Annotated in this window: 24 protein-coding genes; 22 read left to right on the plus strand and 2 right to left on the minus strand. The window is 32.8% G+C overall.

Annotation, left to right across the window (positions count from 1 at the left end; translation table 11 throughout):
• The 9 genes from smc (at position 1) to rplS (ending at position 8911) form a co-directional block, all read left to right on the plus strand.
• Positions 1-3567: a chromosome segregation protein SMC gene (gene smc, locus LQ686_RS02730; RefSeq protein WP_107565450.1), complete on the plus strand. Its 3567-nt coding sequence runs from the start codon at positions 1-3 to the stop codon at positions 3565-3567.
• Positions 3564-4736 (plus strand): signal recognition particle-docking protein FtsY, encoded by a 1173-nt coding sequence (gene ftsY, locus LQ686_RS02735; RefSeq protein WP_025905302.1) that lies wholly within the window; start codon positions 3564-3566, stop codon positions 4734-4736. The genes smc and ftsY overlap by 4 nt, the downstream gene beginning before the upstream one ends.
• Positions 4723-5058 (plus strand): putative DNA-binding protein, encoded by a 336-nt coding sequence (locus LQ686_RS02740; RefSeq protein WP_025905303.1) that lies wholly within the window; start codon positions 4723-4725, stop codon positions 5056-5058. Before ftsY ends, LQ686_RS02740 begins: the two co-directional genes overlap by 14 nt.
• Positions 5059-5070: 12 nt before the next feature.
• Positions 5071-6435: a signal recognition particle protein gene (ffh, locus tag LQ686_RS02745; protein WP_239733155.1), complete on the plus strand. Its 1365-nt coding sequence runs from the start codon at positions 5071-5073 to the stop codon at positions 6433-6435.
• Positions 6436-6627: 192 nt separating this feature from the next.
• Entirely contained in the window at positions 6628-6903 is a 276-nt protein-coding gene (gene rpsP, locus LQ686_RS02750; protein ID WP_016910739.1) for a 30S ribosomal protein S16, read from the plus strand.
• Positions 6904-6916: 13 nt separating this feature from the next.
• Positions 6917-7144: a KH domain-containing protein gene (locus LQ686_RS02755; protein ID WP_025905305.1), complete on the plus strand. Its 228-nt coding sequence runs from the start codon at positions 6917-6919 to the stop codon at positions 7142-7144.
• Between the two features lie 65 nt (positions 7145-7209).
• Complete coding sequence (gene rimM, locus LQ686_RS02760) at positions 7210-7710, plus strand: ribosome maturation factor RimM (protein WP_103361333.1); 501 nt, start codon at positions 7210-7212, stop codon at positions 7708-7710.
• On the plus strand, positions 7710-8432 hold the full coding sequence (trmD, locus tag LQ686_RS02765) for a tRNA (guanosine(37)-N1)-methyltransferase TrmD (RefSeq protein ID WP_103361332.1): 723 nt from the start codon (positions 7710-7712) through the stop codon (positions 8430-8432). The genes rimM and trmD overlap by 1 nt, the downstream gene beginning before the upstream one ends.
• Positions 8433-8560: 128 nt before the next feature.
• Positions 8561-8911 (plus strand): 50S ribosomal protein L19, encoded by a 351-nt coding sequence (gene rplS / locus LQ686_RS02770; protein ID WP_025905308.1) that lies wholly within the window; start codon positions 8561-8563, stop codon positions 8909-8911.
• A gap of 149 nt (positions 8912-9060) precedes the next feature.
• Here rplS and LQ686_RS02775 read toward each other — a convergent pair whose 3' ends face one another.
• Both LQ686_RS02775 and LQ686_RS02780 read right to left on the minus strand, forming a co-directional pair.
• The gene (locus LQ686_RS02775) at positions 9061-11655 is read right to left on the minus strand and encodes a YfhO family protein (protein ID WP_107591022.1); all 2595 of its coding nucleotides are present in this window, start codon (positions 11653-11655) and stop codon (positions 9061-9063) included.
• 18 nt (positions 11656-11673) lie between these two features.
• A complete protein-coding gene (locus tag LQ686_RS02780; RefSeq protein WP_107572776.1) occupies positions 11674-12603 on the minus strand; it encodes a glycosyltransferase family 2 protein in 930 nt (309 codons plus the stop codon).
• 72 nt (positions 12604-12675) lie between these two features.
• Between LQ686_RS02780 and ylqF the strand changes: the two genes are divergently transcribed.
• The 13 genes from ylqF to rpsB all read left to right on the plus strand — a co-directional run bounded on the left by ylqF (position 12676) and on the right by rpsB (position 26442).
• A complete protein-coding gene (gene ylqF, locus LQ686_RS02785; protein WP_025905311.1) occupies positions 12676-13560 on the plus strand; it encodes a ribosome biogenesis GTPase YlqF in 885 nt (294 codons plus the stop codon).
• Entirely contained in the window at positions 13541-14317 is a 777-nt protein-coding gene (locus LQ686_RS02790; RefSeq protein WP_239733156.1) for a ribonuclease HII, read from the plus strand. Before ylqF ends, LQ686_RS02790 begins: the two co-directional genes overlap by 20 nt.
• A 104-nt stretch (positions 14318-14421) precedes the next feature.
• On the plus strand, positions 14422-15588 hold the full coding sequence (gene sucC, locus LQ686_RS02795) for an ADP-forming succinate--CoA ligase subunit beta (protein ID WP_025905313.1): 1167 nt from the start codon (positions 14422-14424) through the stop codon (positions 15586-15588).
• Positions 15589-15605: 17 nt separating this feature from the next.
• Entirely contained in the window at positions 15606-16514 is a 909-nt protein-coding gene (gene sucD / locus LQ686_RS02800; protein WP_025905314.1) for a succinate--CoA ligase subunit alpha, read from the plus strand.
• A gap of 177 nt (positions 16515-16691) precedes the next feature.
• Complete coding sequence (locus LQ686_RS02805) at positions 16692-17258, plus strand: nuclease-related domain-containing protein (protein WP_107565455.1); 567 nt, start codon at positions 16692-16694, stop codon at positions 17256-17258.
• A gap of 20 nt (positions 17259-17278) precedes the next feature.
• Positions 17279-18145 (plus strand): DNA-processing protein DprA, encoded by an 867-nt coding sequence (gene dprA / locus LQ686_RS02810; protein WP_232624079.1) that lies wholly within the window; start codon positions 17279-17281, stop codon positions 18143-18145.
• Between the two features lie 88 nt (positions 18146-18233).
• Positions 18234-20306, plus strand: a complete 2073-nt coding sequence (gene topA, locus LQ686_RS02815) for a type I DNA topoisomerase (RefSeq protein ID WP_239733157.1) — start codon at positions 18234-18236, stop codon at positions 20304-20306.
• 185 nt (positions 20307-20491) lie between these two features.
• Positions 20492-21796, plus strand: a complete 1305-nt coding sequence (trmFO, locus tag LQ686_RS02820; RefSeq protein ID WP_025905318.1) for an FADH(2)-oxidizing methylenetetrahydrofolate--tRNA-(uracil(54)-C(5))-methyltransferase TrmFO — start codon at positions 20492-20494, stop codon at positions 21794-21796.
• A 62-nt stretch (positions 21797-21858) separates the two neighbouring features.
• The gene (gene xerC / locus LQ686_RS02825; RefSeq protein ID WP_103361325.1) at positions 21859-22740 is read left to right on the plus strand and encodes a tyrosine recombinase XerC; all 882 of its coding nucleotides are present in this window, start codon (positions 21859-21861) and stop codon (positions 22738-22740) included.
• A gap of 13 nt (positions 22741-22753) precedes the next feature.
• Entirely contained in the window at positions 22754-23296 is a 543-nt protein-coding gene (gene hslV, locus LQ686_RS02830; RefSeq protein ID WP_037560086.1) for an ATP-dependent protease subunit HslV, read from the plus strand.
• A gap of 37 nt (positions 23297-23333) precedes the next feature.
• The gene (gene hslU / locus LQ686_RS02835; protein WP_048542780.1) at positions 23334-24716 is read left to right on the plus strand and encodes an ATP-dependent protease ATPase subunit HslU; all 1383 of its coding nucleotides are present in this window, start codon (positions 23334-23336) and stop codon (positions 24714-24716) included.
• An 18-nt stretch (positions 24717-24734) separates the two neighbouring features.
• The gene (gene codY, locus LQ686_RS02840; RefSeq protein ID WP_025905322.1) at positions 24735-25508 is read left to right on the plus strand and encodes a GTP-sensing pleiotropic transcriptional regulator CodY; all 774 of its coding nucleotides are present in this window, start codon (positions 24735-24737) and stop codon (positions 25506-25508) included.
• Between the two features lie 157 nt (positions 25509-25665).
• Complete coding sequence (gene rpsB / locus LQ686_RS02845) at positions 25666-26442, plus strand: 30S ribosomal protein S2 (protein ID WP_025905323.1); 777 nt, start codon at positions 25666-25668, stop codon at positions 26440-26442.
• Positions 26443-26464: the final 22 nt, after the last annotated feature.

Raw genomic sequence — 26464 nt, forward strand, 5'->3', positions numbered from 1 at the left:
ATGGTTTATTTAAAATCAATAGATGCATATGGATTTAAATCTTTTGCTGAACATACACATGTAGACTTTGATAATGGTGTAACAGCTATTGTCGGCCCAAATGGTAGTGGTAAAAGTAATATTACGGATGCTATAAAATGGGTTCTCGGTGAGCAATCAGCAAAAAGTTTACGTGGATCTAAGATGGAAGATGTTATCTTTAACGGGTCGAAAGAACGTAAAAAGTGCCAATATGCAGAAGTAAAATTAACATTGGATAATCATTCAAGAAAATTAAATATAGATGAAGATACAATAACAGTTGAACGCCGCTTATATAGAAATGGTGACAGTGAATATTATTTAAATAAAGAACGAACACGCTTAAAATCAGTTCTTGATCTATTTTTAGATTCAGGTCTTGGTAAAGAAGCTTTTAGTATTATATCTCAAGGTAAAGTTGATGAAGTCTTAAATGCTAAACCTAGTGATAGAAGATATCTCATAGAAGAAGCAGCTGGCGTATTAAAATATAAAAAACGTAAAAAAGAAGCGACGCAAAAATTAGACGAAACAGAACAAAATTTAAATCGTGTTGAAGACATTGTATTCGATTTAGAAGCTAGAGTTGAGCCTCTAAGAGAAGAAGCTGCCATTGCTGAAGAGTATATTGCTTTAAAAGAAGAAATGAAAAAGAGTGATATTACTGTAACGGTATATGATATTGAAAGTTTAAATAAAGATTTTAAAAAGCTTGAACAAGAAATTGAGCATTTTCAATATCAAAAAGAACAAAAAACAAATGAATTAGACGCTATGACATTTGAATTAAATGAAAAGAAAAAATCGAGAGATCAGATTTCTAATCAAATACAAAATGATAACAAGGCATTAGTTGAAGCGACTGAATCATTAGAAAGATTTACTGGTCAATTAGAAGTCTTAAAAGAACGTCAAAAAAATAGTGATGCGACAAATGAAAGACTTGAAGAAGAAAAGCAAGCTTCTCAAACGAGAATTAACAAAATTACTGAACAAATTAAAGAAATTGATGCAGAACTAAAAGAATTTAAAGATAGATATCAAGTATTAGTGCAAGAAATTAATGGACTTGAAGGTCAATTATCGAATCAAGAAGGTACATTTGAAGAGAAAATTGAACAACTGAAAGATCGTTATTATCAACTAATGACAGAGCAATCAGACATTAATAATGATATTAGATTTTTAGAAGACAAATTAGCAACACATCAAGAAAAGCAATCAAGATTAGATGGCAGACAAAAAGAAGTATACGAAGAACTTCAACGCGTTTGGGAAGATAAATCAACTTATACAGAAAAGCTACAATCTGTTGAAAAAGAACTTCAAGAAACAACTGAAAAATATAAAGCTGACCATAAGTTGTTAAAAACTAAAGAGCAAGCATATAAAGATACGGAGTCAAAACTTTATCAAGCGTACCGTTATACAGAACAAATGAAGACGCGTATTAATACGTTAAAGAGTATGCAAGATGAATACTCCGGATTTTATTCTGGTGTTAAACATGTGCTGAAAGAAAAGTCACTCAATGGTATAGAAGGTGCAGTTGCTGAAATTATCGATACACCTTCGAAATTGACAACAGCTATTGAAATAGCGCTAGGTGCTTCTTTGCAACACATTATTGTACAAGAAGAGAAAGATGCGCGTTTAGCGATTAAATATTTAAAAGATAAAAAACTAGGTCGTGCTACTTTCTTACCAATGAATGTGGTTAAAAAACGATTTATACCACAATCTGTTATCGAGCAAATTAATGATCAACAAGGCTTCATTACAGTAGCTTCTGAAGGTGTTAAATATGACGAGAAATATCGAAATATTGTAGAGCATTTGTTAGGTAGTACAATTATTGCTAAAGATTTAGAAACTGCCAATCAACTTGCGAGGTTAATTCAGTTCAAGCATAGAATCGTGACACTTGAAGGCGATGTGATTACGCCAGGCGGGGCTATGACTGGTGGTGGCAAAGAGAAGAAAGCAAGTTTGTTATCACAAAAAGATGAACTGAAAACGACTGAAGATAAGTATCAGAACTTTATGCAACAAACAACTCAAATTGAGGAGAATGTTAAAGCATTAAAACAAGAAGTTCAAAATATCGAACAGTCATTAACTGAAACACAAGAAAAAGGTACTGAATTAAGAGCTAAAGAGCATGAGGTAACGTTACAATTAGATGCAGTATTAGCTAAAGAAAAACGATTAAAAGACGAAAATGAAACGTTTGAATTTGAAAAAAATGATGGCTATAACTTTGTGAAAGGTCAAGAAACATTACAAGAAAAACAAAATAAACTTGTAACGATTAAACAAGATATAGAGAAAATTGATAACGAAATCAATCAATTAAATGCATCTCTTTCACATAGCAAAGATAGTGAAAAAACTATTCAAAATACATTAAATGAAAAACGTTCAAATCTTGCAGTTGAAAAAGAACGAAATCGTTTGAAAGAACAAGATAAGAAACGACTTAAAGAAGATTTAAACGAATATGAACATACGTTAACTAAGATTAATGACCAAATTGAATTAATCAATTCTGATGATTATATGGGTAGCGGTCAATTTGAAAAAGTCGAAAGTCAAATTCAACTATTTACAGCTAAAAAGCAAGAAATAGAAACGAAAATGATGGATGATCAAGATAAATATAAATCTATTCAAGAAAAAATCGAGCAAATAGAGCGCGATACGCAATCTATGCATCAAAGTATTTCTGGTTTAGAAACAGGATTACAAGATATGGTTAGTAAGCACTCGAAAATAGATATTATGATTGAACATCAATTGACACACTTAAATGAAACGTACCAATTAACTTTTGAAAAAGCACAATCATTGTATGAAATGCCTGAAGATATTTCAGAAGCAAGAAAAACTGTTAAATTAACGAAAATGTCTATAGATGAACTTGGACATGTAAATTTAAATGCGATTGAACAATTTAAAGAAGTTAATGAAAGATATACTTTCTTAAGTGACCAAAGAACAGATTTATTAGAAGCAAAAGAAACATTAGAACAAGTCATATTAGAAATGGATGGCGAAGTATCAACTAGATTTAAAGAAACATTTGATGAAGTGAATCATCATTTTGGAAATGTGTTTAAATCACTCTTCAATGGTGGACGTGCTGAGTTACAACTTACAGACAAAGATATTTTAGATGCGGGTGTTGAAATTGTCGTACAACCTCCAGGTAAGAACAGACAATACTTATCACTACTTAGTGGTGGGGAACGTGCGCTATCTGCAATTAGTTTACTCTTTGCGATATTAAAAGCACGTACAGCGCCTTTTGTAATTCTAGATGAAGTTGAAGCTGCATTAGATGAACAAAATGTCATAAGATATGCAGAATATTTAGATCAGCTCAAATCAGAAACTCAATTTATCGTCATTACACATAGAAAAGGTACAATGTCATACGCGGATAGCTTATATGGTGTTACAATGCAAGAAGCGGGCATTTCTAAACTTGTGAGTGTTAACTTAAAATCAATTAAAGAAGAAGAATTGGAGGCATTACAATCATGAGTTTTTTTAAACGATTAAAGGATAGATTCTCTCCTAGTGAAGAAAAAAACAAAGAGATTGAAAACCAAGAAGAACAACCAGTCCAAGACTTAGAACCTGAGTCTAATGAAAAAGAAAATCCTGAAGCGGTTCAGTTTGACGATGGATTAATGTCATTAGATGAGTTCGAAGAATGGGAATCAGAACAACTTGGTGCTAAGTTCAAACAAGGATTAGAAAAATCTAGAGAGAACTTCCAAAATAAATTAAATGATTTATTAGCAGTGTATCGTAAAGTTGACGAAGATTTCTTTGAAGCATTAGAAGAAATGTTAATTCAAGCAGATGTTGGATTTAACACAGTTATGGAACTTGTTGATGAATTACGTATGGAAGCTAAACGCCAAAATATTAGTGAAACATCTGAATTAAGAGAAGTCATCGTTGAAAAAATAGTCGAAATTTATGTACAAGATGATGAAGATATTGATCGAATGAATATTGAAAATGACCGATTAAATGTTATATTAATGGTTGGTGTTAATGGTGTTGGTAAAACGACGACAATTGGTAAATTAGCACACCGTTATAAACAAGAAGGTAAAAAAGTTATGTTAGCAGCTGGAGATACTTTCCGTGCAGGTGCTATTGAGCAATTGAAAGTTTGGGGAGAACGTGTTGGCGTAGAAGTAATTAGTCAAAAAGAAGGTTCTGACCCAGCAGCAGTTATGTATGATGCTGTAAATGCTGCTAAAAATAGAGGTGCTGATATTTTAATTTGTGATACTGCAGGACGATTACAAAATAAAGCAAACTTAATGAATGAATTACAAAAAGTTAGAAAAGTTATTGATCGTAACGTACCTGGCGCACCTCACGAAGTATTATTAGCATTAGATGCGACAACTGGACAAAATGCATTATCACAAGCTAAGTCATTTAAAGAAGTGACACAAGTTACAGGTATCGTATTAACGAAACTTGACGGAACAGCAAAAGGTGGTATCGTGTTAGCGATACGTAATGAATTACAAATTCCAGTTAAATTTGTAGGACTCGGTGAAAAACTTGATGACTTACAACCATTTGATGCAGAAAGCTATGTTTATGGATTATTTGCAGATATGATAGATGCGAATGAATCTGTTGAAAATACTACTGAAGAAGCTGATCAAAATGACGGAAAATAATGAACTTATAAAAACAATGAGAATGAATTACTTATTTGATTTTTATCAAGGTTTATTAACTGAAAAACAACGCAATTATTTAGAGTTATATTATTTACAAGATTATGCACTAAGTGAAATTGCAGAGACATTTCATGTGAGTCGACAAGCAGTATATGATAATATAAAACGAACAGATGAATTATTAGAAGAGTATGAAACGAAATTACAACTCTTTAAAAAATTTAAAGAAAGACAATCTATTATTGATGAATTAAAAAGATTGTCAGGAGATAATCAAGAACTTAATCAAGCGATAGAACGCTTAGAAATTCTTGAATAGGAGGAGAAATTTATGGCATTTGAAGGGTTATCCGAAAGACTTCAAGCCACGATGCAACGCATCAAAGGTAAGGGTAAAGTTACAGAGTCAGATATTAAAGCAATGATGCGTGAAGTACGATTAGCATTATTAGAAGCAGACGTTAACTTTAAAGTTGTTAAATCTTTTGTAAACACAGTATCTGAACGCGCGTTAGGTGCAGATGTTATGCAATCTTTAACACCTGGACAACAAGTCATCAAGATTGTTCAAGATGAATTAACAACTTTAATGGGTGGAGAAAATAGTAAAATTAATATGAGCAGTAAACCACCTACTGTTGTGATGATGGTCGGTTTACAAGGTGCAGGTAAAACAACAACTGCAGGTAAATTAGCATTATTAATGAGAAAAAAATATAACAAAAAGCCATTACTTGTTGCATGTGATATTTATAGACCAGCTGCGATTCAACAATTACAAACAGTTGGTAAGCAAATTGATATACCTGTATATACTGAAGGCGATCAAGTAAGTCCGAAACAAATTACTGAGAACGCGTTGAAATATGCGCGTGAAGAACATTTAGACTTTGTTATTATCGATACAGCAGGTCGTTTGCATATTGATGAAGCATTAATGAATGAACTTGTAGACGTTAAAGAAGTATCTAAACCAGATGAAATTATGCTTGTTGTAGACTCTATGACAGGTCAAGATGCTGTTAATGTTGCAGAATCATTTGATAATACAATAGATGTAACAGGTGTAACATTAACTAAATTAGATGGTGATACACGTGGTGGTGCAGCACTTTCAATCCGTTCTGTTACTGAAAAGCCAATTAAATTTATTGGTATGAGTGAAAAGCTAGATGGACTTGAATTGTTCCATCCAGAACGTATGGCATCTAGAATTTTAGGTATGGGTGACGTATTAAGTTTAATTGAAAAAGCCCAACAAGGTGTCGATGAAGAAAAAGCTAAAGAATTAGAAAAGAAAATGAGAACATCTTCATTTACTTTTGATGATTTCTTAGAACAATTAGAACAAGTTAAAGGTTTAGGTTCGTTAGATGATCTGATGAATATGATTCCAGGTGCTAACAAAATGAAAGGCATGAAAAATGCTAACATGGATCCTAAACAAATCGATAATGTTCAAGCGATTATCCGTTCTATGACTTTAGAAGAAAGAAATAATCCTGACATTTTAAATGTTTCTAGAAAACGTCGTATTGCTAAAGGTTCAGGTCGTTCTTTACAAGAAGTAAATAGATTGATTAAACAATTTGGCGACATGAAGAAAATGATGAAACAATTTACAGGAAGCAATAAAAAAGGTAAAAAAGGTAAACGCGGTGGAAATCCATTCCAAGGCATGAACTTACCGTTCTAATAGAAGCGTGACGCATCTATAATATAGAGCAAAGTTATGGCAGCTATCTTTAAGTGATCATGCCAGCTTTGCTCTCTTATTTTGCATGAAATTTAAATTGGTAAAGAGAAAACACTTTACAAACAATTTATATCCTGTTATAGTATTTACTTGTAGAAAAGAAATTATAAATGAGTAAGGAGTTTTTTAAACATGGCAGTTAAAATTCGTTTAACACGTAAAGGGTCAAAAAGAAACCCATTTTATCGTATAGTAGTAGCAGATGCACGTTCTCCACGTGATGGTCGTATTATCGAACCAATCGGTACTTACAATCCAGTTGCTAAACCAGAAGCAGAAATCAAAGTTGACGAAGAGTTAGCTTTAAAATGGTTAGCTGACGGTGCAAAACCTACTGATACAGTTCGTGATATCTTATCAACTCAAGGTATCATGGAGAAATTCCATAATTCTAAACTTTCTAAGTAAAGCGTAGATTATATTGGAAAAATTAATACAAACAATTATAGTACCGCTCGTAGATTATCCGGAGAACATCAATATATCTAAAGATGAACAAGATTCTAGCATTACGTTCAATATAGACGTTCATGAAGAAGACATTGGCAGAATTATTGGTAAGAAGGGCAGAATGATTAAAGCAATTCGTACAATTGTGTCTGGTTCAATGAACGAGCAAGGCAAGAAAGTGTTTGTAGAAGTTAATTAAGAGTACCTAATTGGTGCTCTTTTTTATGTTAATAATGAAAGAAACAGTTGAGGAGGCACAGCTCAATGAATGTTGAAATAGGCAAAATTGTTAATACACATGGTATTAAAGGTGAAGTGAAAGTATTATCAGATTCTGACTTTACCGATGAACGATTTCAAAAAGGTCAAATTATTACAGTTAAGAAAAATAATGAATCATTTTCATTTACTATAGCATCACATAGAATTCATAAGAATTTTCATCTATTAACGTTTGAAGGTATTCATAACATTAACGATATCGAACATTTAAAAGGTTCTAAAATTTATCAAGAACAATCAAATGAAGCGATTGAACTTGAAGAAAATGAGTACTACTATTCAGATATTATTGGTTGTACAGTATTTGTTGAAGAAGAAGCGTTAGGTAGAGTAATTGAAATTATGGAAACAGGTGCGAACGATGTATGGGTCGTTAAGGGAGATAAAGAATATTTAATTCCTTATATTGAAGATGTGGTTAAACATGTTGATGTTGATCTGAAGACTATTAAAATTGAACCATTAGAAGGTTTATTAGACTGATGAAGATTGATTACTTAACACTGTTTCCAGAAATGTATGAAGGTGTACTCAATCATTCCATAATGAAACGAGCACAAGATAAAGAAATTGTTCAATTTAATACTGTGAATTTTAGAGATTTTGCGAATAATAAACATTCACAAGTTGATGATTATCCTTATGGTGGCGGACAAGGTATGGTCCTTAAACCAGAACCTGTATTCAATGCGCTTCAATCATTAGATAAAGATGAAAATACGCGCGTGATTTTAATGTGTCCACAAGGCGAGCCATTCACACAAGCAAAAGCGGAGTCTTTATCAGAAAGCGATCATATTATTTTTATATGTGGTCATTATGAAGGCTATGATGAACGTATTAGAGAACATTGTGTAACGGATGAAATCTCAATTGGGGACTTTGTATTAACAGGTGGAGAACTTGCAAGCATGACAATGACAGATGCAATCGTAAGACTAATACCAGGTGTTCTCGGTAATCAAGTATCACATGAAGATGATTCATTTTCATCTGGATTATTAGAACATCCTCAGTACACAAGACCAGCAGATTATGAAGGCTTAAAAGTACCAGATGTATTATTATCTGGGAATCATGCCAACATTGAAAAATGGAGACATGAACAATCATTGTTAAGAACACAACAGAGAAGACCAGATTTGTTAGATAGTTATCCATTAACAGAAGCGGATAAACGTTTCTTAAATGATAACAAAAAATAGATTGAATCAACTTGTGCAATGTGATATATTAATATAAGTGTGTGAGCACAAATTCACTATGATCCGCTGCTAGCATTTATATGAAACAATTACATTGGGCAAGAACATAGTCAGAAGGAGAGAATATAATGAGTAATAATAAGTTAATCGAAGCAGTAACAAAAGACCAATTACGTACGGATATTCCAACATTCCGTGCTGGTGACACTTTAACTGTACACGTACGTATCGTTGAAGGAAGCCGCGAACGTATCCAAGTGTTCGAAGGTGTAGTTATTAAACGTCGTGGTGGCGGAATTTCTGAAACGTTTACAGTTCGTAAAATTTCATACGGTGTTGGTGTTGAGCGTACATTCCCTGTACACACTCCAAAAATCGAGAAAATCGAAGTTAAACGTCGCGGTAAAGTACGTCGTGCGAAACTTTACTACTTACGTAGCCTACGTGGTAAAGCTGCTCGTATTAAAGAAATTAGATAATATAAACCTTGGCATTGCTTGCTAAGCGTTTAAGTGTTTGGGACATATATTCCGACACAAAATAAATAAGCATATCACTGAACTGATTACTCAGTTGCTGGTGATATGCTTATTTTTTATTTACTAAAATGGGTCGAATATATTTAAGTTTACTGCTTCGAATTCACTTTTCTTGTGAAGACAAAGCTTAAAATAATTGAAACAATTGAAACCAAAATCATCGTTTTAAAATAGGGTGGTTGATAAGTGATTTCTATATCTTTGTCTTGTTGTTCTACATCAATACCTGTCATAATATGATTGACTTTATGAATGGCTTTGTCTTTACCGTCTACTTTAGCCTTTAAGCCCTCTCTATACGGTATATTGATGACTGCTTTTCCTTTTTTATGTTCTTGTAAAGATATATTAATTTTCCCGTTTGTTTCATGGTAAGTATAATGCTTCTCTTTATGAGCTTGCTTCAATGTTTGATAATTTTCACCATATAAACCTTGTAACTGTAATTGATATTTCCCATTCGTTAATGAGATAAATATTTTACCATCTTTAGGTACTGGCACACGATAAAGTAAATCATCTTGATTCATGCGATATTTTGAATCTTGGAAGAGACGATTATTTGGATAATCATTTACTTGAATCGTAAAGTTTGATTGCGGTAATTCACGTTCTAAATGTAACATCAAATATAAATCTTGATATTGATTCGTTAATTTTTTAGGTAGCTGAATCGTTAAACCATCTCCATTTCGAGGCACGGTCAACATGTCATCTTTATAATCGGCATCACGCGTTGTAATGGTCGTTTGATTTAATAGATTCGGTGCTTTGTTTATTTGCGCATTTCCTTTATTTTTATCGGTTGTAACAACACCTTTAATCATGGCATGTTCAAGATCTAATGGATTATCAATATCATGGGCATCATAATATTGATCGGTTACTTTAACAGCAGGTAATGGTTGCTCGTTTTCTAATATTTGATATTTGCCATCGTCTTGAATTAATTTAAAGTTTGCTGGCGATGATTTCTGGTACGATTTCTTCATTATATACTTTGTTGACCAAAGGCTGTATAAGTTTGATCGATCTTGCATATCGCTATAACGACTTAACGATTCATTCTGTAGATTAACTTTTGCATCTTCAAAAAGATATTGATTCAAACCACCATCAAATATACTCGAGTATAAACTAAGACCTTTAAAATGTTGATACATAGGAGTGTTATCTTGTGTTAATACGCGCCAACCTAATCTTTCATCAGGATTCAATTGTTGATTTAAATGTGATACATGACTTCGTTGTAGGCCACTATCAAACGTACTTGCTTGAATAAAGAATTTATTCGCACGTCTTTCATGATCATCGTGATAGATTTGGTTCTTACTATGATCTTTTGAGACTAAGAAAGAAGTTAACAATATCAAAGCCGCAAATACAAGTGTTAATATACGTGTAAAATGTTTTATAGTTAATACGAGTAATCCTATTATAAATAGAATAGGTACCATCCAAATCCAACTGACATAATCTTTAGTTATATAATAACTTGAAAAGATAACAACAAAACATGGTATAGCCGTGATGATATATTGCTTGATGCCGATTGATTTAAAGTAATATGCGTAACTCGCAATTAAACCACTAGAAAAGAACGTTAATAAATAATGCCATCTTTTTTGTGGAGCAGAAAAGCCATTAAAAATACTATCTACATAAGGTATGAAACTCGCTATCATTAAGATAATCGTGAAAATACTAAATAATCTATAATAATAATGTTTGTATAGTTTTATTGTTAAAAGCGCTTGAATGGCTATAAAAAGTACAACAATTAAATAATTGTCATAGAAAATATTGTCATGTTTATTGAAGTTAGACAGTAATGGAATCGTTCCATTATAAATTGCACGATTATTCCCAATGAAACTATGGGCAGAGTGGAAGAAAATAAATAAACTACTTCCAAGTCCAAGTATACTCGCTACTACAAGTAATTTAAGTTGTTGTATTCTTGGTACGATATCTGCCTTATGTTGAAAAATAAATCGATAGAAATAGTAAATGAGTCCTGTTAAAAATTGATAGTATGCAAAATAAAAGTTATTGATAAACGTTAAGGCAACGATTAAGATAAACATGCCTATTTTTTTATCTTTTAAAAATCTTTCAATACTGAATAATAATAATGGTAATAGCATAAAGACATCACTAAAGAATGGCCAATATACAGTAAACCTAAAATAAATAGGAGAAACTGCAAATAGAAAAGCAGCAACTATCGAAGCAGTTCGATTTAAGCCAATCTTCTTAACATATAAATAGGTAAAACTCATAATTAAAAATGACTTTACGATTGATATGACAATGGCATTCTGAGCCCAAAATAACATGTGGTCCGTATTAAAATGAAAGATAAATGAGCCTATCCAAACAAAAATGACATTGATAATGAACAAAATATTCGTAGAGAAGTAATACGACAAATCCATAAACATATCTCCACCAAGACCTAAATCAGTTGAATAGAAAAATGTTCCGTGTGTCCAATGTTCATACAGATACATTTGTATTGGCAACATTTGTTCGATACCATCATTTGGACCAGTAAAAATAATACCATCTTTAAAATAGCGATATAGTATATAACTATGACCTAAAATGGCTAAGATACCGAAAAGCAAAATGTATTTGAAAATAGCGTTGTTATTTAAAAATGTTTTTATTTTATTTATCATTTGATTCACCTATATGTGTTATTCGTGAGATTTAAGGTTTGTTTGTTGAATAATATATTTTGGTCTATCTTTTGTTTCATAATAAATACGACCAATATATTCACCTATGACACCTAAACTAAATAATTGAAGACCACCTAAGAATAAAATGGCGGAAATAATTGTGAAATAACCAGGTTCTTCGATGCCATGTATCATAATATTTATAAATGTTATTAAAATATATAGAAGACAGATAAACATTGTAATACCACCAAAATAAAAGCATAGTCGAAGCGGTTTATTATTAAAACTAACGATACCATCAATTGCGTAATCGATTAATTTAAAGTTGGAATATTTAGAACGTCCTTGATTTCTATCTAGATGATCATATGTAATACTTGTCTTATTAAAACCAACCCATTCAAATATACCTTTAGAGAATCGGTTATACTCTGTCATTTTAATGATAGACTCAACAACTTCTTTAGATATTAAGCGAAAGTCACCTTCACCGCTTTTTAATTTAACATCAATCATATTTCTAGATAATTTATAGAAAATTTTAGCTGGGATTCTTTTTAAAAATGACTCTTTGTCGCGGTTGCGTAATGCGACGACTTGTTGATAGCCTTCAAGGTGTAATTCGATCATTTGTGGGATTATCTCAGGTGGGTGTTGAAGGTCTGAATCCATGATGATAACAGCATCTCCTATACTGTGCTCAAGGCCACAATACATAGCAGATTCTTTGCCGAAATTTTTAGAAAAAGATATGTATTTAACATGTTTGTCTTTTTCTGATAGTGATTGAATTAAATTTAGTGAAGCATCTGTAGAACCATCATCAACAAAAATGATTTCAAATTGATGTGGCAAATTTAAAAAGACGTTTGATACTTTTTCATGTAAAATAGAGATGTTAGTTTCCTCATTATAAAGAGGAACTATAATTGAAATAAACATAACAAACCTCCTATATAGATATGGTTAATATATCATATTTCGATAGTTTAAGATAAGAAAGGATAAATATAAATGACAATTCAATGGTTTCCAGGTCATATGGCCAAAGCGAGACGCGAAGTAACAGAACAATTAAAGATGGTAGATGTGGTATTCGAATTAGTCGATGCACGTATTCCGTTATCTTCAAGAAATCCAATGATTGATGACATTGTTAAACAAAAACCTCGTGTTGTAATACTTAATAAAAAAGACATGTCAAAACAAAGTGAGACAGATAAATGGACGCAATACTTTAAAAATCAAGGCTTTTTCCCAGTTCAAATTGATTCGAAACATGGTAAGCATTTAGGTGAGCTTATGAAAGCTGCACAAGCTGCCACTAAAGAAAAATTTGATAGAGAAAAACGTAAAGGTCTTCGTCCGAGAGCAATCAGAGCTATGATAGTTGGTATTCCGAATGTAGGTAAATCAACACTTATTAATAAATTAGCCAAAAAATCAATTGCTAAAACAGGTAATACACCGGGTGTAACGAAAAAACAACAATGGATTAAAGTAGGCAAAGAATTAGAATTGTTAGATACTCCAGGGATTTTATGGCCGAAATTTGAAGACCAAACAATCGGTAAAAAGCTGAGTTTAACTGGCGCAATTAAAGACAGTATTGTACATTTAGATGAAGTTGCGATATATGGATTAAACTTTTTAATCGATCATGATCCAGAAAAATTAAAACAATTTTATCAAATTGAATTACCTGAAGACGGTGACGTTATTGGTTTGTTCGATCAAATAGGTAAAAGAAGAGGCATGTTAAAACGTGGTAATGAAGTAGATTATGAGTCTGTCACTGAGTTAATTATTAGAGATTTACGTAATGCTAAAATTGGTCATTACTGCTTCGATATATATGAAGAAATGAAGGATGGCATGCATGAAACAGAAGAGCATTAAAGAAATTGTTGAAGAGATTAATCAATATTTAACGATTCAAGAAGTTGAAGCATCGCCTTATAACGAAGATGAACGTAAAGGTGTTCAAAATGCTTTGAGCAAACGAATCAAGCAGTTAGAAAAAATAGAACAACTTCACCTTAAATATATTCAAATGAATCAGTATGAAAAACAAGTATTAGACTTAAACAAAGATGCTGTAATTTGCGGAATTGATGAAGTAGGGCGAGGTCCACTTGCAGGCCCAGTCGTAGCAAGTGCGGTCATTCTTGAACAAGACCATCAATATTTAGGCATTACAGATTCGAAAGCTTTATCACAAGCTAAACGTTTTTATTTCGAACAAGAAATATATAATCGTGCATGTTCAGTAGGTATTGGCATTGCAACTGTTGAAGAAATTGATGAACTCAATATATATGAAGCAACAAAGGTAGCGATGCAACGAGCAATAGATCAATTATCAATTAAACCAGACCACTTGTTAATAGATGCGATGAAGTTAGATAATGGCATTCCACAAACATCTATTATAAAGGGTGACTTAAATAGTGTTTCTATAGCAGCAGCGAGTGTGATTGCTAAAGAATATCGTGATAAGTTAATGTCTCAATATCATATAGAATATCCTGGATATGATTTTGATAAAAATAAAGGATACGGTACAAAAACACATTTAGAAGGGCTCGAAAATTATGGTATTACACCGATACATCGTAAAACGTTCGAACCTATCAAATCAAAAGTGAAATATTAGTCTAACAATTCGTAAAATTGGACTCTCCTTGTTTACAATAACGCTTACATTTTCTATAATTGAGAAGTAAGCAAACATTATTGTATGTATTAGGAGGATGGAGAATGAATATCCATGAGTATCAAGGTAAAGAGATTTTTCGCTCTATGGGCGTAGCTGTACCTAATGGTTCAGTGGCTTTTTCACCTGCTGAAGCAGTAGAAAAAGCGAAAGAATTAGATTCAAATGTATATGTTGTTAAAGCGCAAATCCATGCTGGTGGACGTGGTAAAGCTGGTGGCGTTAAAATTGCTAAATCAATTGATGAAGTACGTGAATATGCTAAAGAATTATTAGGCAAAGTACTTGTTACACATCAAACTGGCCCTGAAGGTAAAGAAGTAAAACGTCTTCTTATCGAAGAAGGATGCGATATTCAAAAAGAATATTACATTGGATTCGTTATCGATAGAGCTACAGATAGAATTACTTTAATGGCTTCAGAAGAAGGCGGAACTGAAATTGAAGAAGTTGCTGCAGCAACACCTGAAAAAATCTTCAAAGAAGTGATTGATCCTGTTACTGGATTAATGCCTTACCAAGCTAGAAGAATAGCATTTAATATTAACATCCCTAAAGAATCAGTTAACAAAGCTGTTAAATTAATGATGTCTTTATATAATGTGTTTGTAGAAAAAGACTGTTCAATTGTTGAAATTAACCCACTTGTTACAACAGGTAGTGGTGAAGTATTAGCACTTGATGCAAAAGTAAACTTCGACGATAATGCTTTATTCAGACATAAAGATATCGTTGAAATGCGTGATTTAGAAGAAGAAGATGAAAAAGAAATCGAAGCTTCTAAATACGACTTATCTTATATCGCACTAGATGGAAACATCGGTTGTATGGTAAACGGAGCTGGCTTAGCTATGGCTACGATGGATACAATTAATCACTTTGGCGGTAATCCGGCTAACTTCCTTGACGTTGGGGGCGGCGCAACAAAAGAAAAAGTTACTGAAGCATTCAAAATCATCTTAGGTGATTCACAAGTAGAAGGTATCTTTGTAAATATCTTCGGTGGAATCATGAAATGTGATGTCATTGCTGAAGGTATCGTAGCTGCTGCTAAAGAAGTTGAATTAGATATGCCTTTAGTTGTAAGACTTGAAGGTACTAATGTTGAACAAGGTAAACAAATCTTAAAAGAATCTGGTTTAGCAATCGAGCCAGCATCTATCATGGCTGATGGTGCTCAAAAAATTGTTAAATTAGTTCAAGAACGATAAGAAAGGCGGAGAGTTACGTGAGTGTATACATCGATAAAAATACAAAAGTATTAGTCCAAGGTATTACGGGTGCAACAGCACTTTTCCATACTAAACAAATGCTAGAATACGGTACTCAAATCGTTGCTGGGGTAACACCTGGTAAAGGTGGGCAAGTGGTTGAAGGTGTACCAGTATTTAACACTATAGAAGAAGCAGTCGCTGAAACTGGCGCAACTGTTTCAGTAATATATGTACCAGCTCCATTTGCGGCTGATGCAATTATTGAAAGTGCAGATGCTGAATTAGACTTAGCTATTTGTATCACAGAACATATTCCTGTTATTGATATGATTAAAGTTAAGAGATACTTAGAAGGTAAGAAAACACGCTTAGTAGGACCAAACTGTCCTGGTGTGATCACTGCAGATGAATGTAAAATTGGTATTATGCCTGGTTACATCCATAAAAAAGGTCACGTAGGCGTAGTTTCACGTTCAGGTACATTAACATATGAAGCGGTTCATCAATTAACTCAAGCAGGTATCGGTCAAACGACAGCAGTTGGTATTGGTGGAGACCCAGTTAATGGTACAGACTTCATTGATGTATTAAAAGCATTTAATGAAGACGACGAAACATATGCAGTTGTTATGATTGGTGAAATCGGTGGTACAGCTGAAGAAGAAGCAGCTGAATGGATTAAAGCTAACATGACAAAACCAGTAGTAGGATTCATTGGTGGTCAAACAGCACCTCCAGGAAAACGTATGGGTCATGCTGGTGCAATTATTTCAGGTGGTAAAGGTACTGCATCTGAAAAAATCAAAACTTTAAATGACTGTGGTATTGATACAGCAGATACACCATCTGTTATCGCTGAAACACTTATAAACCGTATTAAAAAAGAAGACGGTTTATACGAAAAATGTCTAACAGTTAAATAATAATCATATATATAAGTACAGTGTCTTTCTTCAATAGAAAAGCACTGTGCTTATTTGGTGTTTAAATTTATATATCCCACTAATGAACTGAATTTTAGTTTGTTAGTGTTTTTTTGTAGACAATATTAAATGCATAAACTATAATATATGTAAAATATTAACAAACAGGAGTGAGGCATGAATCACAACAATGAAACAGCATATGTAAATGCACTAACATCAAGATTAAATGAAGACAGTCATGATATTGAAATCATGTATAAATTTAAAGGTTATGAAGGCGAACAACTAGTAGAAAATCTACTAAAGCAACAACATCAAATTGTGTTTAGTCATAATCTTGAATTTGTATCTTCAAATGCAGTACAAATAGATTTTTTAATCATACATAACAGTCAAATAAGTATATTAGAAGTTAAACACTATTATGGTGATTTCGAAATCTATGACAACTATATAAAGAGTTCTTATAATAAACATTACACATCACCATTTATACAATTATACAAAGCTAAAAATACCCTCCAATCAATACTTCAAGAAATCAATCTAAACCTACCAATAAATCACTTTTTAGTATTTTCAAACCCCACATTTACACTAAGAAACCACATACCAAACCGCTCGCAAGTACTATTGCGCTCTGAATTTTATAAATTTCCACATATAAGAAACCAAAACAAGATCGTTAGCCGCCCGTCCAAAACAGAAAAAATCTACATTATAAGAGGTGTACATTTATAAATGATTATCAAGAAACAATTTTGAAATTAATATACAGTGGTTTTACGACTAATCAAATTCACAAGATGATTCGTTATGATCCTGAGTTAAATTTTCTTTCATATAGAACTGCGTTTATTGATTTTGTATATAAAAGTGGTTTTAAAGAGAGAACAATATTAACGATGTATCACAAATATAATGATAGTCATATAGATAAAATACGTTCTTCATTAGAAAAAAGAAATATTCAAATGGTGTTTTCTGATGAGGATTGTTATCCAACTTTATTGAAGGAAATTTATGATTATCCGCTTGTACTTTTCGGAATGGGTAATATGTCGTTATTGCAAAATAAACAAAAATTGGCTATAGTCGGTTCAAGGAAGGCTACACAATATTCAGAACAAATTTGTGATGCTATCGTGCCAGAACTGGTTAAGTCTCATATTACAATTGTTTCTGGAATGGCAATGGGAGCAGATTATTTTGCACATTTAAAAGCGATAGAGTATAGTGGTCAAACTATAGGTGTTGCTGCATTTGGTTTAGATTACCATTATCCAAAAGCGACACAATATATAAGTGAACTGATGCGTAAAGATCATCTCGTCATATCTGAGTATTATCCAACAACAAAAGTTCAAAAATGGCGTTTCCCAGAAAGAAATCGTATTATTAGTGGATTGTCACAAGGTGTATTAGTAACTGAAGCAAATGGACGTAGTGGTTCTTTAATTACGATAGACTTGGCATTGGAACAAAATAGAAATGTATATTGTTGTCCTGGTACGATTTTTCAATCTTTAAGTAAAGGTGGCAATAATAGAATAAAAGAAGGTGCCAAGCTCGTACAAAATGCTCAAGATATCATTGAGGATTATTGTATATTTACTGAACAAAAATAAATTTTATAAAATGTTTTAATTGACAAAGCTGAATTTATCAGTTTATCATTTACATTTGTAATCAATAGAATAGCAAGGGGGACTTACTTTGGCAGAAAATCTTGTCATCGTTGAATCGCCCGCAAAAGCAAAAACCATTGAAAAATATTTAGGAAAAAAATATAAAGTCGTTGCATCTATGGGGCATGTTAGAGATTTACCTCGTAGTCAAATGGGCGTAGATGTTGAAAATAATTATGAACCTAGATATATTACGATTCGCGGCAAAGGGCCAGTTGTAAAAGATTTAAAACGCTATGCAAAAAAAGCAAAAAACGTTTATCTCGCAAGTGACCCCGATCGTGAAGGTGAAGCAATTGCGTGGCATTTAGCACATATATTAGATATAGATGAAAATAAAAAATCAAGAGTCGTATTTAACGAAATTACAAAAGATGCAGTAAAAGATAGTTTTAAGCATCCTAGAGAAATAGAACATGAATTAGTTGATGCACAACAAGCGAGACGTGTACTAGATAGACTTGTTGGGTATAACATTTCTCCAGTGTTATGGAAAAAAGTTAAAAAAGGTTTGTCAGCAGGTCGTGTACAATCTGTTGCATTAAGACTCGTTATAGATCGTGAAAACGAAATTAATAATTTTAATCCAGAAGAATACTGGACAATTGAAGGTTTATTTAAACATAAAACTAAAACATTTAGTGCGAAGTTTTTACATGAGAAAAGTAAACCCGTTAAATTAAAAAATGAAAAAGACGTACAAAAAATTACAACACAATTAGATGGGGATAAATTTGAAGTTACGCAAGTTACTAAGAAAGAAAAATTAAGATATCCTGCGAAATCATTTACAACTTCATCTTTACAACAAGAAGCATCACGTAAGTTGAATTTTAAAGCTAGAAAAACAATGATGTTAGCACAACAATTATACGAAGGTATAGATTTGAAAAAACAAGGTACTGTTGGTTTGATTACCTATATGAGAACGGACTCTACACGTATAGCTGATAGTGCTCAAGCTGAAGCAGCATCATTTATTGAGAAAGAGTACGGTAAAGAGTATTTATCTAAAGCTAAAGCAGAAAAAGGTAAACAAGGCGCGCAAGATGCCCATGAAGCAGTTAGACCGACAAGTGTGGAACGTACACCAGATCAGATGAAAACATTCTTATCTAGAGATCAATATCGATTATATAAATTGATTTGGGAACGTTTTATGGCAAGTCAAATGGCACCTGCTATTGCTGATACAGTTGCGGCAGATATTACTCAAGGCGATTTGAAATTCAGAGCAAATGGTCAAACAATCAAATTTAAAGGGTTCATGAAAGTATACGTTGAAGCTAAAGATGATACTGATGAAGAAAAAGAAGGTAAATTACCACCGTTAGAAAAAGGTGATATCGTTACGGCTGAGAAAATCGATCCTAAACAACATTTCACTCAACCACCACCACGATACACTGAAGCACGATTGGTTAAAACTTTAGAAGAATTAAAAATCGGTAGACCTTCAACTTATGCACCTACAATCGATACGATTCAAAAAAGAAACTACGTAAAATTAGACCAGAAAAGATTTGTGCCTACAGAGTTAGGAGAAATCGTACATGAGTCAGTTAAAGAATACTTCCCTGAAATTATAGATGTTGACTTTACAGTTAACATGGAAACATTGCTAGATAAAGTAGCAGATGGTGAAATTGAGTGGAAGAAAGTCATAGATATGTTCTATGAAAACTTTAAAATCGATGTAGCAAGAGCAGAAGAAGAAATGGAGAAAATTGAAATCAAAGATGAACCAGCTGGTGAGGATTGCGAATTATGTGGTTCACCAATGGTTTATAAAATGGGCCGATACGGTAAGTTTATGGCTTGTTCAAATTTCCCAGATTGTAGAAATACTAAATCGATCATTAAAACGATTGGCGTTAAATGTCCTAAATGTAAAGAGGGCGAAGTTGTCGAACGTAAATCTAAAAAGAATAGAGTATTCTATGGTTGTTCAAGATACCCAGAATGTGATTATACATCATGGGATAAACCTTTAGATCGTTCATGTCCTAAATGTGAAACAGTACTTGTTGAACGTAAAAAAGGAAAATCAGCTCAAGTTATATGTCCAAATTGTGACTATAAAGAGCAAGAACAAAAATAGTTATAATACAGTGCAAAAAGTTATTTTAATGATAACTTTTTGCACTTGTTTTTTGATTTAATGTTTTAATAGTAAAACGTCACTAATTTTTAAAATTTATCATCACTTTATCATTTGATTAAATTCAGATTTGTTATACAATTCAATATGGAATAAAAAATTCGAAAATCAAGGAGGCATAAATAATGACTTCAATAAATGTTATCGGTGCTGGATTAGCAGGTTCAGAAGCGGCATACCAAATTGCCAAGAGAGGATTCAATGTTAATCTATACGAAATGAGACCGGTAAAACAAACACCAGCGCATCATACAGATAAATTTGCAGAACTTGTATGTTCTAATTCTTTAAGAGGTAATCAGTTAACAAATGCGGTCGGTGTCTTAAAAGAAGAAATGAGACAATTAGATTCATTAATTATAAAAGCAGCGGATAATGCGCGTGTTCCAGCAGGAGGTGCACTTGCTGTCGATCGACATGATTTTGCGGGATACATTACAGATACGCTTAAGAATCATCCGAATATTACTGTAAAGAATGAAGAAATTACTGAGATACCTGATGGACCAACAATTATTGCAACAGGTCCTTTAACGACAGAAAGTTTAACGAAACAAATCATGAATATTACGGGTGAAGAACAACTGTACTTCTATGATGCGGCTGCACCAATTATTGAAAAAGAATCAATTAACATGGATAAAGTATATTTGAAATCACGCTATGACAAAGGCGATGCAGCATACTTGAATTGTCCAATGACTGAAGAAGAATTCAATACTTTTTATGATGCACTTATAAATGCTGAAGTTGTACCTTTGAAAGAATTCGAAAAAGAAATTTATTTTGAAGGTTGTATGCCATTTGAAGTAATGGCAGAACGTGGTAAGAAAACTTTATTATTTGGTCCTATGAAGCCTGTAGGTTTAGAAGATCCTAAAACTGGTAAAAGACCATATGCAGTTGTTCAATTACGACAAGATGACGCAGCTGGAACGTTATATAATATTGTAGGATTCCAAACACATCTAAAATGGGGCGCGCAAAAAGAAGTTATTTCTCTTATACCTGGATTAGAAAATGTTGATATCGTACGTTACGGTGTGATGCATCGAAATACATTTATTAATTCACCAAACGCGCTTAAAGAAACTTATCAATTAAAATCAAGAGAAGATTTATTCTTTGCTGGTCAAATGACAGGTGTAGAAGGATATGTTGAAAGTGCAGCGAGTGGACTGATTGCAGGAATTAATGCAAGTAAACTCGTTTCAGGTCTTGATCCAATCGTTTTCCCTCGAGAAACAGTAATCGGAAGTATGGCTTATTACATTACACATGCAAATAATAATAAGAACTTCCAACCTATGAATGCGAACTTTGGTTTGTTACCTACATTAGAAAAACGTATTAAAGATAAGAAAGAACGATATGAAACACTTGCAAATCGAGCATTAAAACATTTAGATTCATTTAAAGTAATGCTTTAGTAAATTATTTTAAGATTTTTTAGAATTGTGATACAATTCAGATAAAATGGGAGGAATGAGTTATGGTACATACAATTGAACAACAGTTTGTTGATATGTTAACTTATGAAAAACATTTTTCCACCCATACTTTAAATGCATATCAACTTGATTTGAATGAATTTAATGATTTTTTACAGTCAGAACATTTATCCTTAGAATCATTTGAATATAAAGATGCAAGGAGATACCTTGCGTTTTTGTATGATAAAGGACATAAAAGGACGAGTGTTTCGCGTAAAATTTCTACATTAAGATCTTTATATCAATATTGGATGAGTGTTGATAGCGATATACAGAATCCATTTATTCAACTTGTACATCCAAAAAAAGAACATCATTTACCAAGCTTTTTCTATGAAGAAGAAATGGAAAAGCTATTTAAAACACTTGATGATGGTAAAAAAACGAATATAAGGGATCGCGTCATTCTTGAGTTGCTTTATGCGACAGGTATTCGAGTGTCAGAATTAGTTCATATTCAAATGAGTGATATTGATTTGAATTATGCATTTGTCAAAGTGCTAGGTAAAGGGAATAAAGAACGTATCGTTCCTTTTGGAGAGTATTGTCAAAGTGCAATCGTTGACTATATTGAACAGTTTAGAAGTCAGATGCATTTAGATCATGATTTCTTGATAGTAAACATGAGAGGTAAACCTATCACTGAACGTGGTGTACGATATGCGCTCAACGAAATCGTTAAGAGAACGCAAGGTGTGTATCACATTCATCCTCATAAATTAAGGCATACTTTTGCAACACATTTGCTAAATCAAGGAGCCGATATGAGAAGTGTTCAAAGTTTACTTGGACATGAAAGTTTATCAACGACAAGTCAATATACACATGTTACAAAAGATCAATTAAGAAAAGTATACTTATCAGCACATCCACGTGCGTAAAGGAGATTTGATAATGAGTTCTTCATTACATGCTACAACTATATTTGCAATAAGACATAATGGTCATTCTGCAATGGCAGGTGACGGTCAAGTTACATTAGGTGAGCAAGTCATTATGAAACAAACAGCAAGAAAAGTTAGAAGATTATATCATGATAAAGTTGTTGCTGGTTTCGCTGGCAGCGTTGCAGACGCATTTACTTTATTCGAAAAATTTGAAGTTAAATTACAAGAATATAGCGGTAATTTAACGAGAGCTGCAGTTGAGCTTGCTCAAGAATGGCGTGGAGATAAAATGTTACGCCAACTTGAAGCGATGCTCATTGTCATGAATGAAACTGATTTATTAGTCGTAAGTGGTACTGGAGAAGTGATTGAGCCAGATGATGGTATCATTGCTATTGGTTCTGGTGGTAATTACGCTTTAAGTGCTGGTAGAGCGCTTAAATCATATGCACCTCATTTATCGGCTAAAGAAATTGCAGAAGCTTCACTTAATACGGCTGCAGATATTTGTGTGTTTACAAACCATGAAATAAAAGTTGAAGAAATATAATTGGAGGGGTTTAAGGTTGTCACAAAATCAATTAAAAATGACACCGCATGATATCGTTGATCGATTAAATGATCATATCATTGGTCAACAAGATGCTAAGCGTAAAGTAGCAATTGCTTTAAGAAATCGCTATAGACGAAGTTTATTAGATGAACAACTTAGAAACGAAATCATACCTAAAAATATTCTTATGATAGGTCCTACAGGTGTAGGTAAGACTGAAATAGCTAGAAGAATGGCTAGATTAGTTGGTGCACCTTTTGTAAAAGTAGAAGCTACTAAATTTACTGAAGTAGGTTATGTAGGTAGAGATGTTGAAAGTATGATACGTGACCTTGTTGAAGTAGGGCGTCGACTTGTTAAAGAAGAAAAGAAAAAAGGCGTACTCGATGAGGCGACTCAAAAAGCTAATGAAAAATTAGTGAAATTGCTTGTGCCAAGTATGAAGAAAAAAGCACAAAGTAATAGTAATAATCCGTTAGAGTCATTGTTTGGTGGACAATTCCCGAACTTCAATCAACAAGAAGAAGTCGAAGAAACACCAACTGAAGAAATAAAAACAAAACGTGAAGATATTAAAAAACAATTATTAAACGGCGAACTTGAAGAAGAAATCGTTAAAATAAAAGTAGAACAAGAACAACAAACGTTAGGCATGATGGGTATGGAAAATAACCCTCAAATGCAAGATATGCTTAGCCAAATGATGCCTAAGAAAAAAGTTGAAAGAAACTTGCCAGTTAAATCAGCACGAAAAATTCTAACAGATGAGATTGCGAATGAATTGATTGACCAAGAGTCGGTTAATGAAGAAGCAATTCAATTAACTGAACAAATGGGTATGGTATTCATCGATGAAATCGATAAAATTGCTGTGAGCAACAGTAACGGCGGACAAGATGTATCTCGACAAGGTGTACAAAGAGATATCTTACCAATTGTTGAAGGTAGTGTCGTTCAAACGAAATATGGTTCAATTAATACTGAGCACATATTATTTATTGGTGCAGGTGCGTTCCATATGTCTAAACCAAGTGATTTAATACCTGAGTTACAAGGTAGATTTCCAATTCGTGTTGAATTAGATAGTTTAACAACTGAAGATTTCGTTAAAATATTAAAAGAACCGAAACAATCGCTTCTTGATCAATACAAAGCATTGTTGGAAACTGAAATGGTGACAATCAACTTTACTGATGAAGCCATTAATCGTTTAGCTGAAATTGCTTTTCAAGTTAACCAAGAGACAGATAATATCGGTGCAAGAAGACTGCATACTATACTTGAAAAAATGCTAGAAGATCTTTCTTTCGAAGCTTCGAATATGCCAAATGCAGTTGTAGATATAACACCTGAATATGTTAATCAAAAATTAGAATCTATTGCGACAAATAAAGATTTAAGCGCGTTTATTCTATAAAAAAGGAGAAAAAAATAAATGAGTTTATTATCAAAGACAAGAGAATTAAATACGTTATTACAAAAGCATAAAGGTATTGCTGTAGACTTTAAAGATATGGCTAAAACTATCAGTGATGTAACGGTGACAAACGTATTCATCGTATCAAGAAGAGGTAAAATTTTAGGTTCAAGCTTAAATGAATTATTAAGCAATGAACGTATTATCAAAATGTTAGAAGACAGACATATTCCTAAAGAATATACTGATCAATTAATGCACGTAGAACAAACGAAATCAAATATCGGTATTGAAGAAGTATTAACTGTATTCCCACCAGAAAACAAAGAATTATTCGTTGATAGTCAAACAACTATTTTCCCAATCCTTGGTGGTGGTGAACGTTTAGGTACATTAGTAGTTGGACGTGTATCTCAAGATTTCAATGACAATGACTTAGTACTTGGTGAATATGCAGCTACTGTTATTGGTATGGAAATATTAAGAGAAAAACATAATGAAATTGAACAAGAAGCAAGAGACAAAGCAGCAATCAATATGGCAATTAACTCACTTTCATATTCAGAAAGAGAAGCGATTGAACATATCTTTGAAGAACTTGGTGCACCTGAAGGTTTATTAGTTGCTTCTAAAGTTGCTGACAGAGTAGGCATTACAAGATCAGTTATCGTCAATGCATTAAGAAAATTAGAAAGTGCTGGCGTAATTGAATCTCGTTCTTTAGGTATGAAAGGTACATTTATTAGAATTAAAAAAGAAAAATTCTTAGATGAGTTAGGATTATCTAAATAAAATACTTGATGAACAGTATAAGATATGATATATTTGAAAACGGCTATAAAAGCCAAATTCACACATAATCACGAAAATTATGGATTGGTGCAACTTAGATAAGTTGTTTCTATAATAAGTGTTTATGGCGGAATAAAACCAATTAGGAGGAATTATCATGGCAGTTATCTCAATGAAACAATTGCTTGAAGCAGGTGTTCACTTCGGTCACCAAACACGCCGTTGGAACCCAAAAATGAAAAAATACATTTTCACAGAAAGAAACGGTATCTACATTATCGATTTACAAAAAACAGTTAAAAAAGTTGACGAAGCATACAACTTTATTAAATCTGTTTCTGAAGAAGGCGGTAAAGTATTATTCGTAGGTACTAAAAAACAAGCACAAGAGTCAGTTAAAGAAGAAGCTGAACGTGCTGGACACTACTACATTAACCAAAGATGGTTAGGTGGTATCTTAACTAACTATAAAACAATCTCTAAACGTGTAAAACGTATTTCTGAAATTGAAAAAATGGAAGAAGACGGTACGTTTGATGTATTACCTAAAAAAGAAGTTGTAGAACTTAAAAAAGAATATAACCGTTTAATCAAATTCTTAGGCGGTATTCGTGATATGAAATCAATGCCTCAAGCATTATTCGTAGTAGACCCTCGTAAAGAGCGTAATGCGATTGCTGAAGCACGTAAATTAAACATTCCAATCGTTGGTATTGTTGATACAAACTGTGACCCAGATGAAATCGACTATGTTATCCCTGCGAACGATGATGCTATTCGTGCTGTTAAATTGTTAACTGGTAAAATGGCTGATGCTATTTTAGAAGGTCAACAAGGCGTTTCAAATGAAGATGTTGCTGAAGAGCAAAACATCGACTTAAACGAAACAGAACAAGCACCTGAAGAAGAATCAACTGAAACTACTGAAGCATAATTTCAAAAAGGTGATAAGGTTC

This window comes from Mammaliicoccus sp. J-M41 (genome assembly GCF_022385935.1).
GTDB lineage: Bacteria > Bacillota > Bacilli > Staphylococcales > Staphylococcaceae > Mammaliicoccus > Mammaliicoccus sciuri_A.

Excerpts from the sequence above, each read along its gene's own strand:
- smc (WP_107565450.1), top strand. The coding sequence starts at position 1 with ATGGTTTATTTAAAATCAATAGATGCATATGGATTTAAATCTTTTGCT.
- ftsY (WP_025905302.1), top strand. The coding sequence starts at position 3,564 with ATGAGTTTTTTTAAACGATTAAAGGATAGATTCTCTCCTAGTGAAGAA.
- LQ686_RS02740 (WP_025905303.1), top strand. The coding sequence starts at position 4,723 with ATGACGGAAAATAATGAACTTATAAAAACAATGAGAATGAATTACTTA.
- ffh (WP_239733155.1), top strand. The coding sequence starts at position 5,071 with ATGGCATTTGAAGGGTTATCCGAAAGACTTCAAGCCACGATGCAACGC.
- rpsP (WP_016910739.1), top strand. The coding sequence starts at position 6,628 with ATGGCAGTTAAAATTCGTTTAACACGTAAAGGGTCAAAAAGAAACCCA.
- rimM (WP_103361333.1), top strand. The coding sequence starts at position 7,210 with ATGAATGTTGAAATAGGCAAAATTGTTAATACACATGGTATTAAAGGT.
- trmD (WP_103361332.1), top strand. The coding sequence starts at position 7,710 with ATGAAGATTGATTACTTAACACTGTTTCCAGAAATGTATGAAGGTGTA.
- rplS (WP_025905308.1), top strand. The coding sequence starts at position 8,561 with ATGAGTAATAATAAGTTAATCGAAGCAGTAACAAAAGACCAATTACGT.
- LQ686_RS02775 (WP_107591022.1), bottom strand. The coding sequence starts at position 11,655 with ATGATAAATAAAATAAAAACATTTTTAAATAACAACGCTATTTTCAAA.
- LQ686_RS02780 (WP_107572776.1), bottom strand. The coding sequence starts at position 12,603 with ATGTTTATTTCAATTATAGTTCCTCTTTATAATGAGGAAACTAACATC.
- ylqF (WP_025905311.1), top strand. The coding sequence starts at position 12,676 with ATGACAATTCAATGGTTTCCAGGTCATATGGCCAAAGCGAGACGCGAA.
- LQ686_RS02790 (WP_239733156.1), top strand. The coding sequence starts at position 13,541 with ATGAAACAGAAGAGCATTAAAGAAATTGTTGAAGAGATTAATCAATAT.
- sucC (WP_025905313.1), top strand. The coding sequence starts at position 14,422 with ATGAATATCCATGAGTATCAAGGTAAAGAGATTTTTCGCTCTATGGGC.
- LQ686_RS02805 (WP_107565455.1), top strand. The coding sequence starts at position 16,692 with ATGAATCACAACAATGAAACAGCATATGTAAATGCACTAACATCAAGA.
- trmFO (WP_025905318.1), top strand. The coding sequence starts at position 20,492 with ATGACTTCAATAAATGTTATCGGTGCTGGATTAGCAGGTTCAGAAGCG.
- xerC (WP_103361325.1), top strand. The coding sequence starts at position 21,859 with ATGGTACATACAATTGAACAACAGTTTGTTGATATGTTAACTTATGAA.
- hslV (WP_037560086.1), top strand. The coding sequence starts at position 22,754 with ATGAGTTCTTCATTACATGCTACAACTATATTTGCAATAAGACATAAT.
- hslU (WP_048542780.1), top strand. The coding sequence starts at position 23,334 with ATGACACCGCATGATATCGTTGATCGATTAAATGATCATATCATTGGT.
- codY (WP_025905322.1), top strand. The coding sequence starts at position 24,735 with ATGAGTTTATTATCAAAGACAAGAGAATTAAATACGTTATTACAAAAG.
- rpsB (WP_025905323.1), top strand. The coding sequence starts at position 25,666 with ATGGCAGTTATCTCAATGAAACAATTGCTTGAAGCAGGTGTTCACTTC.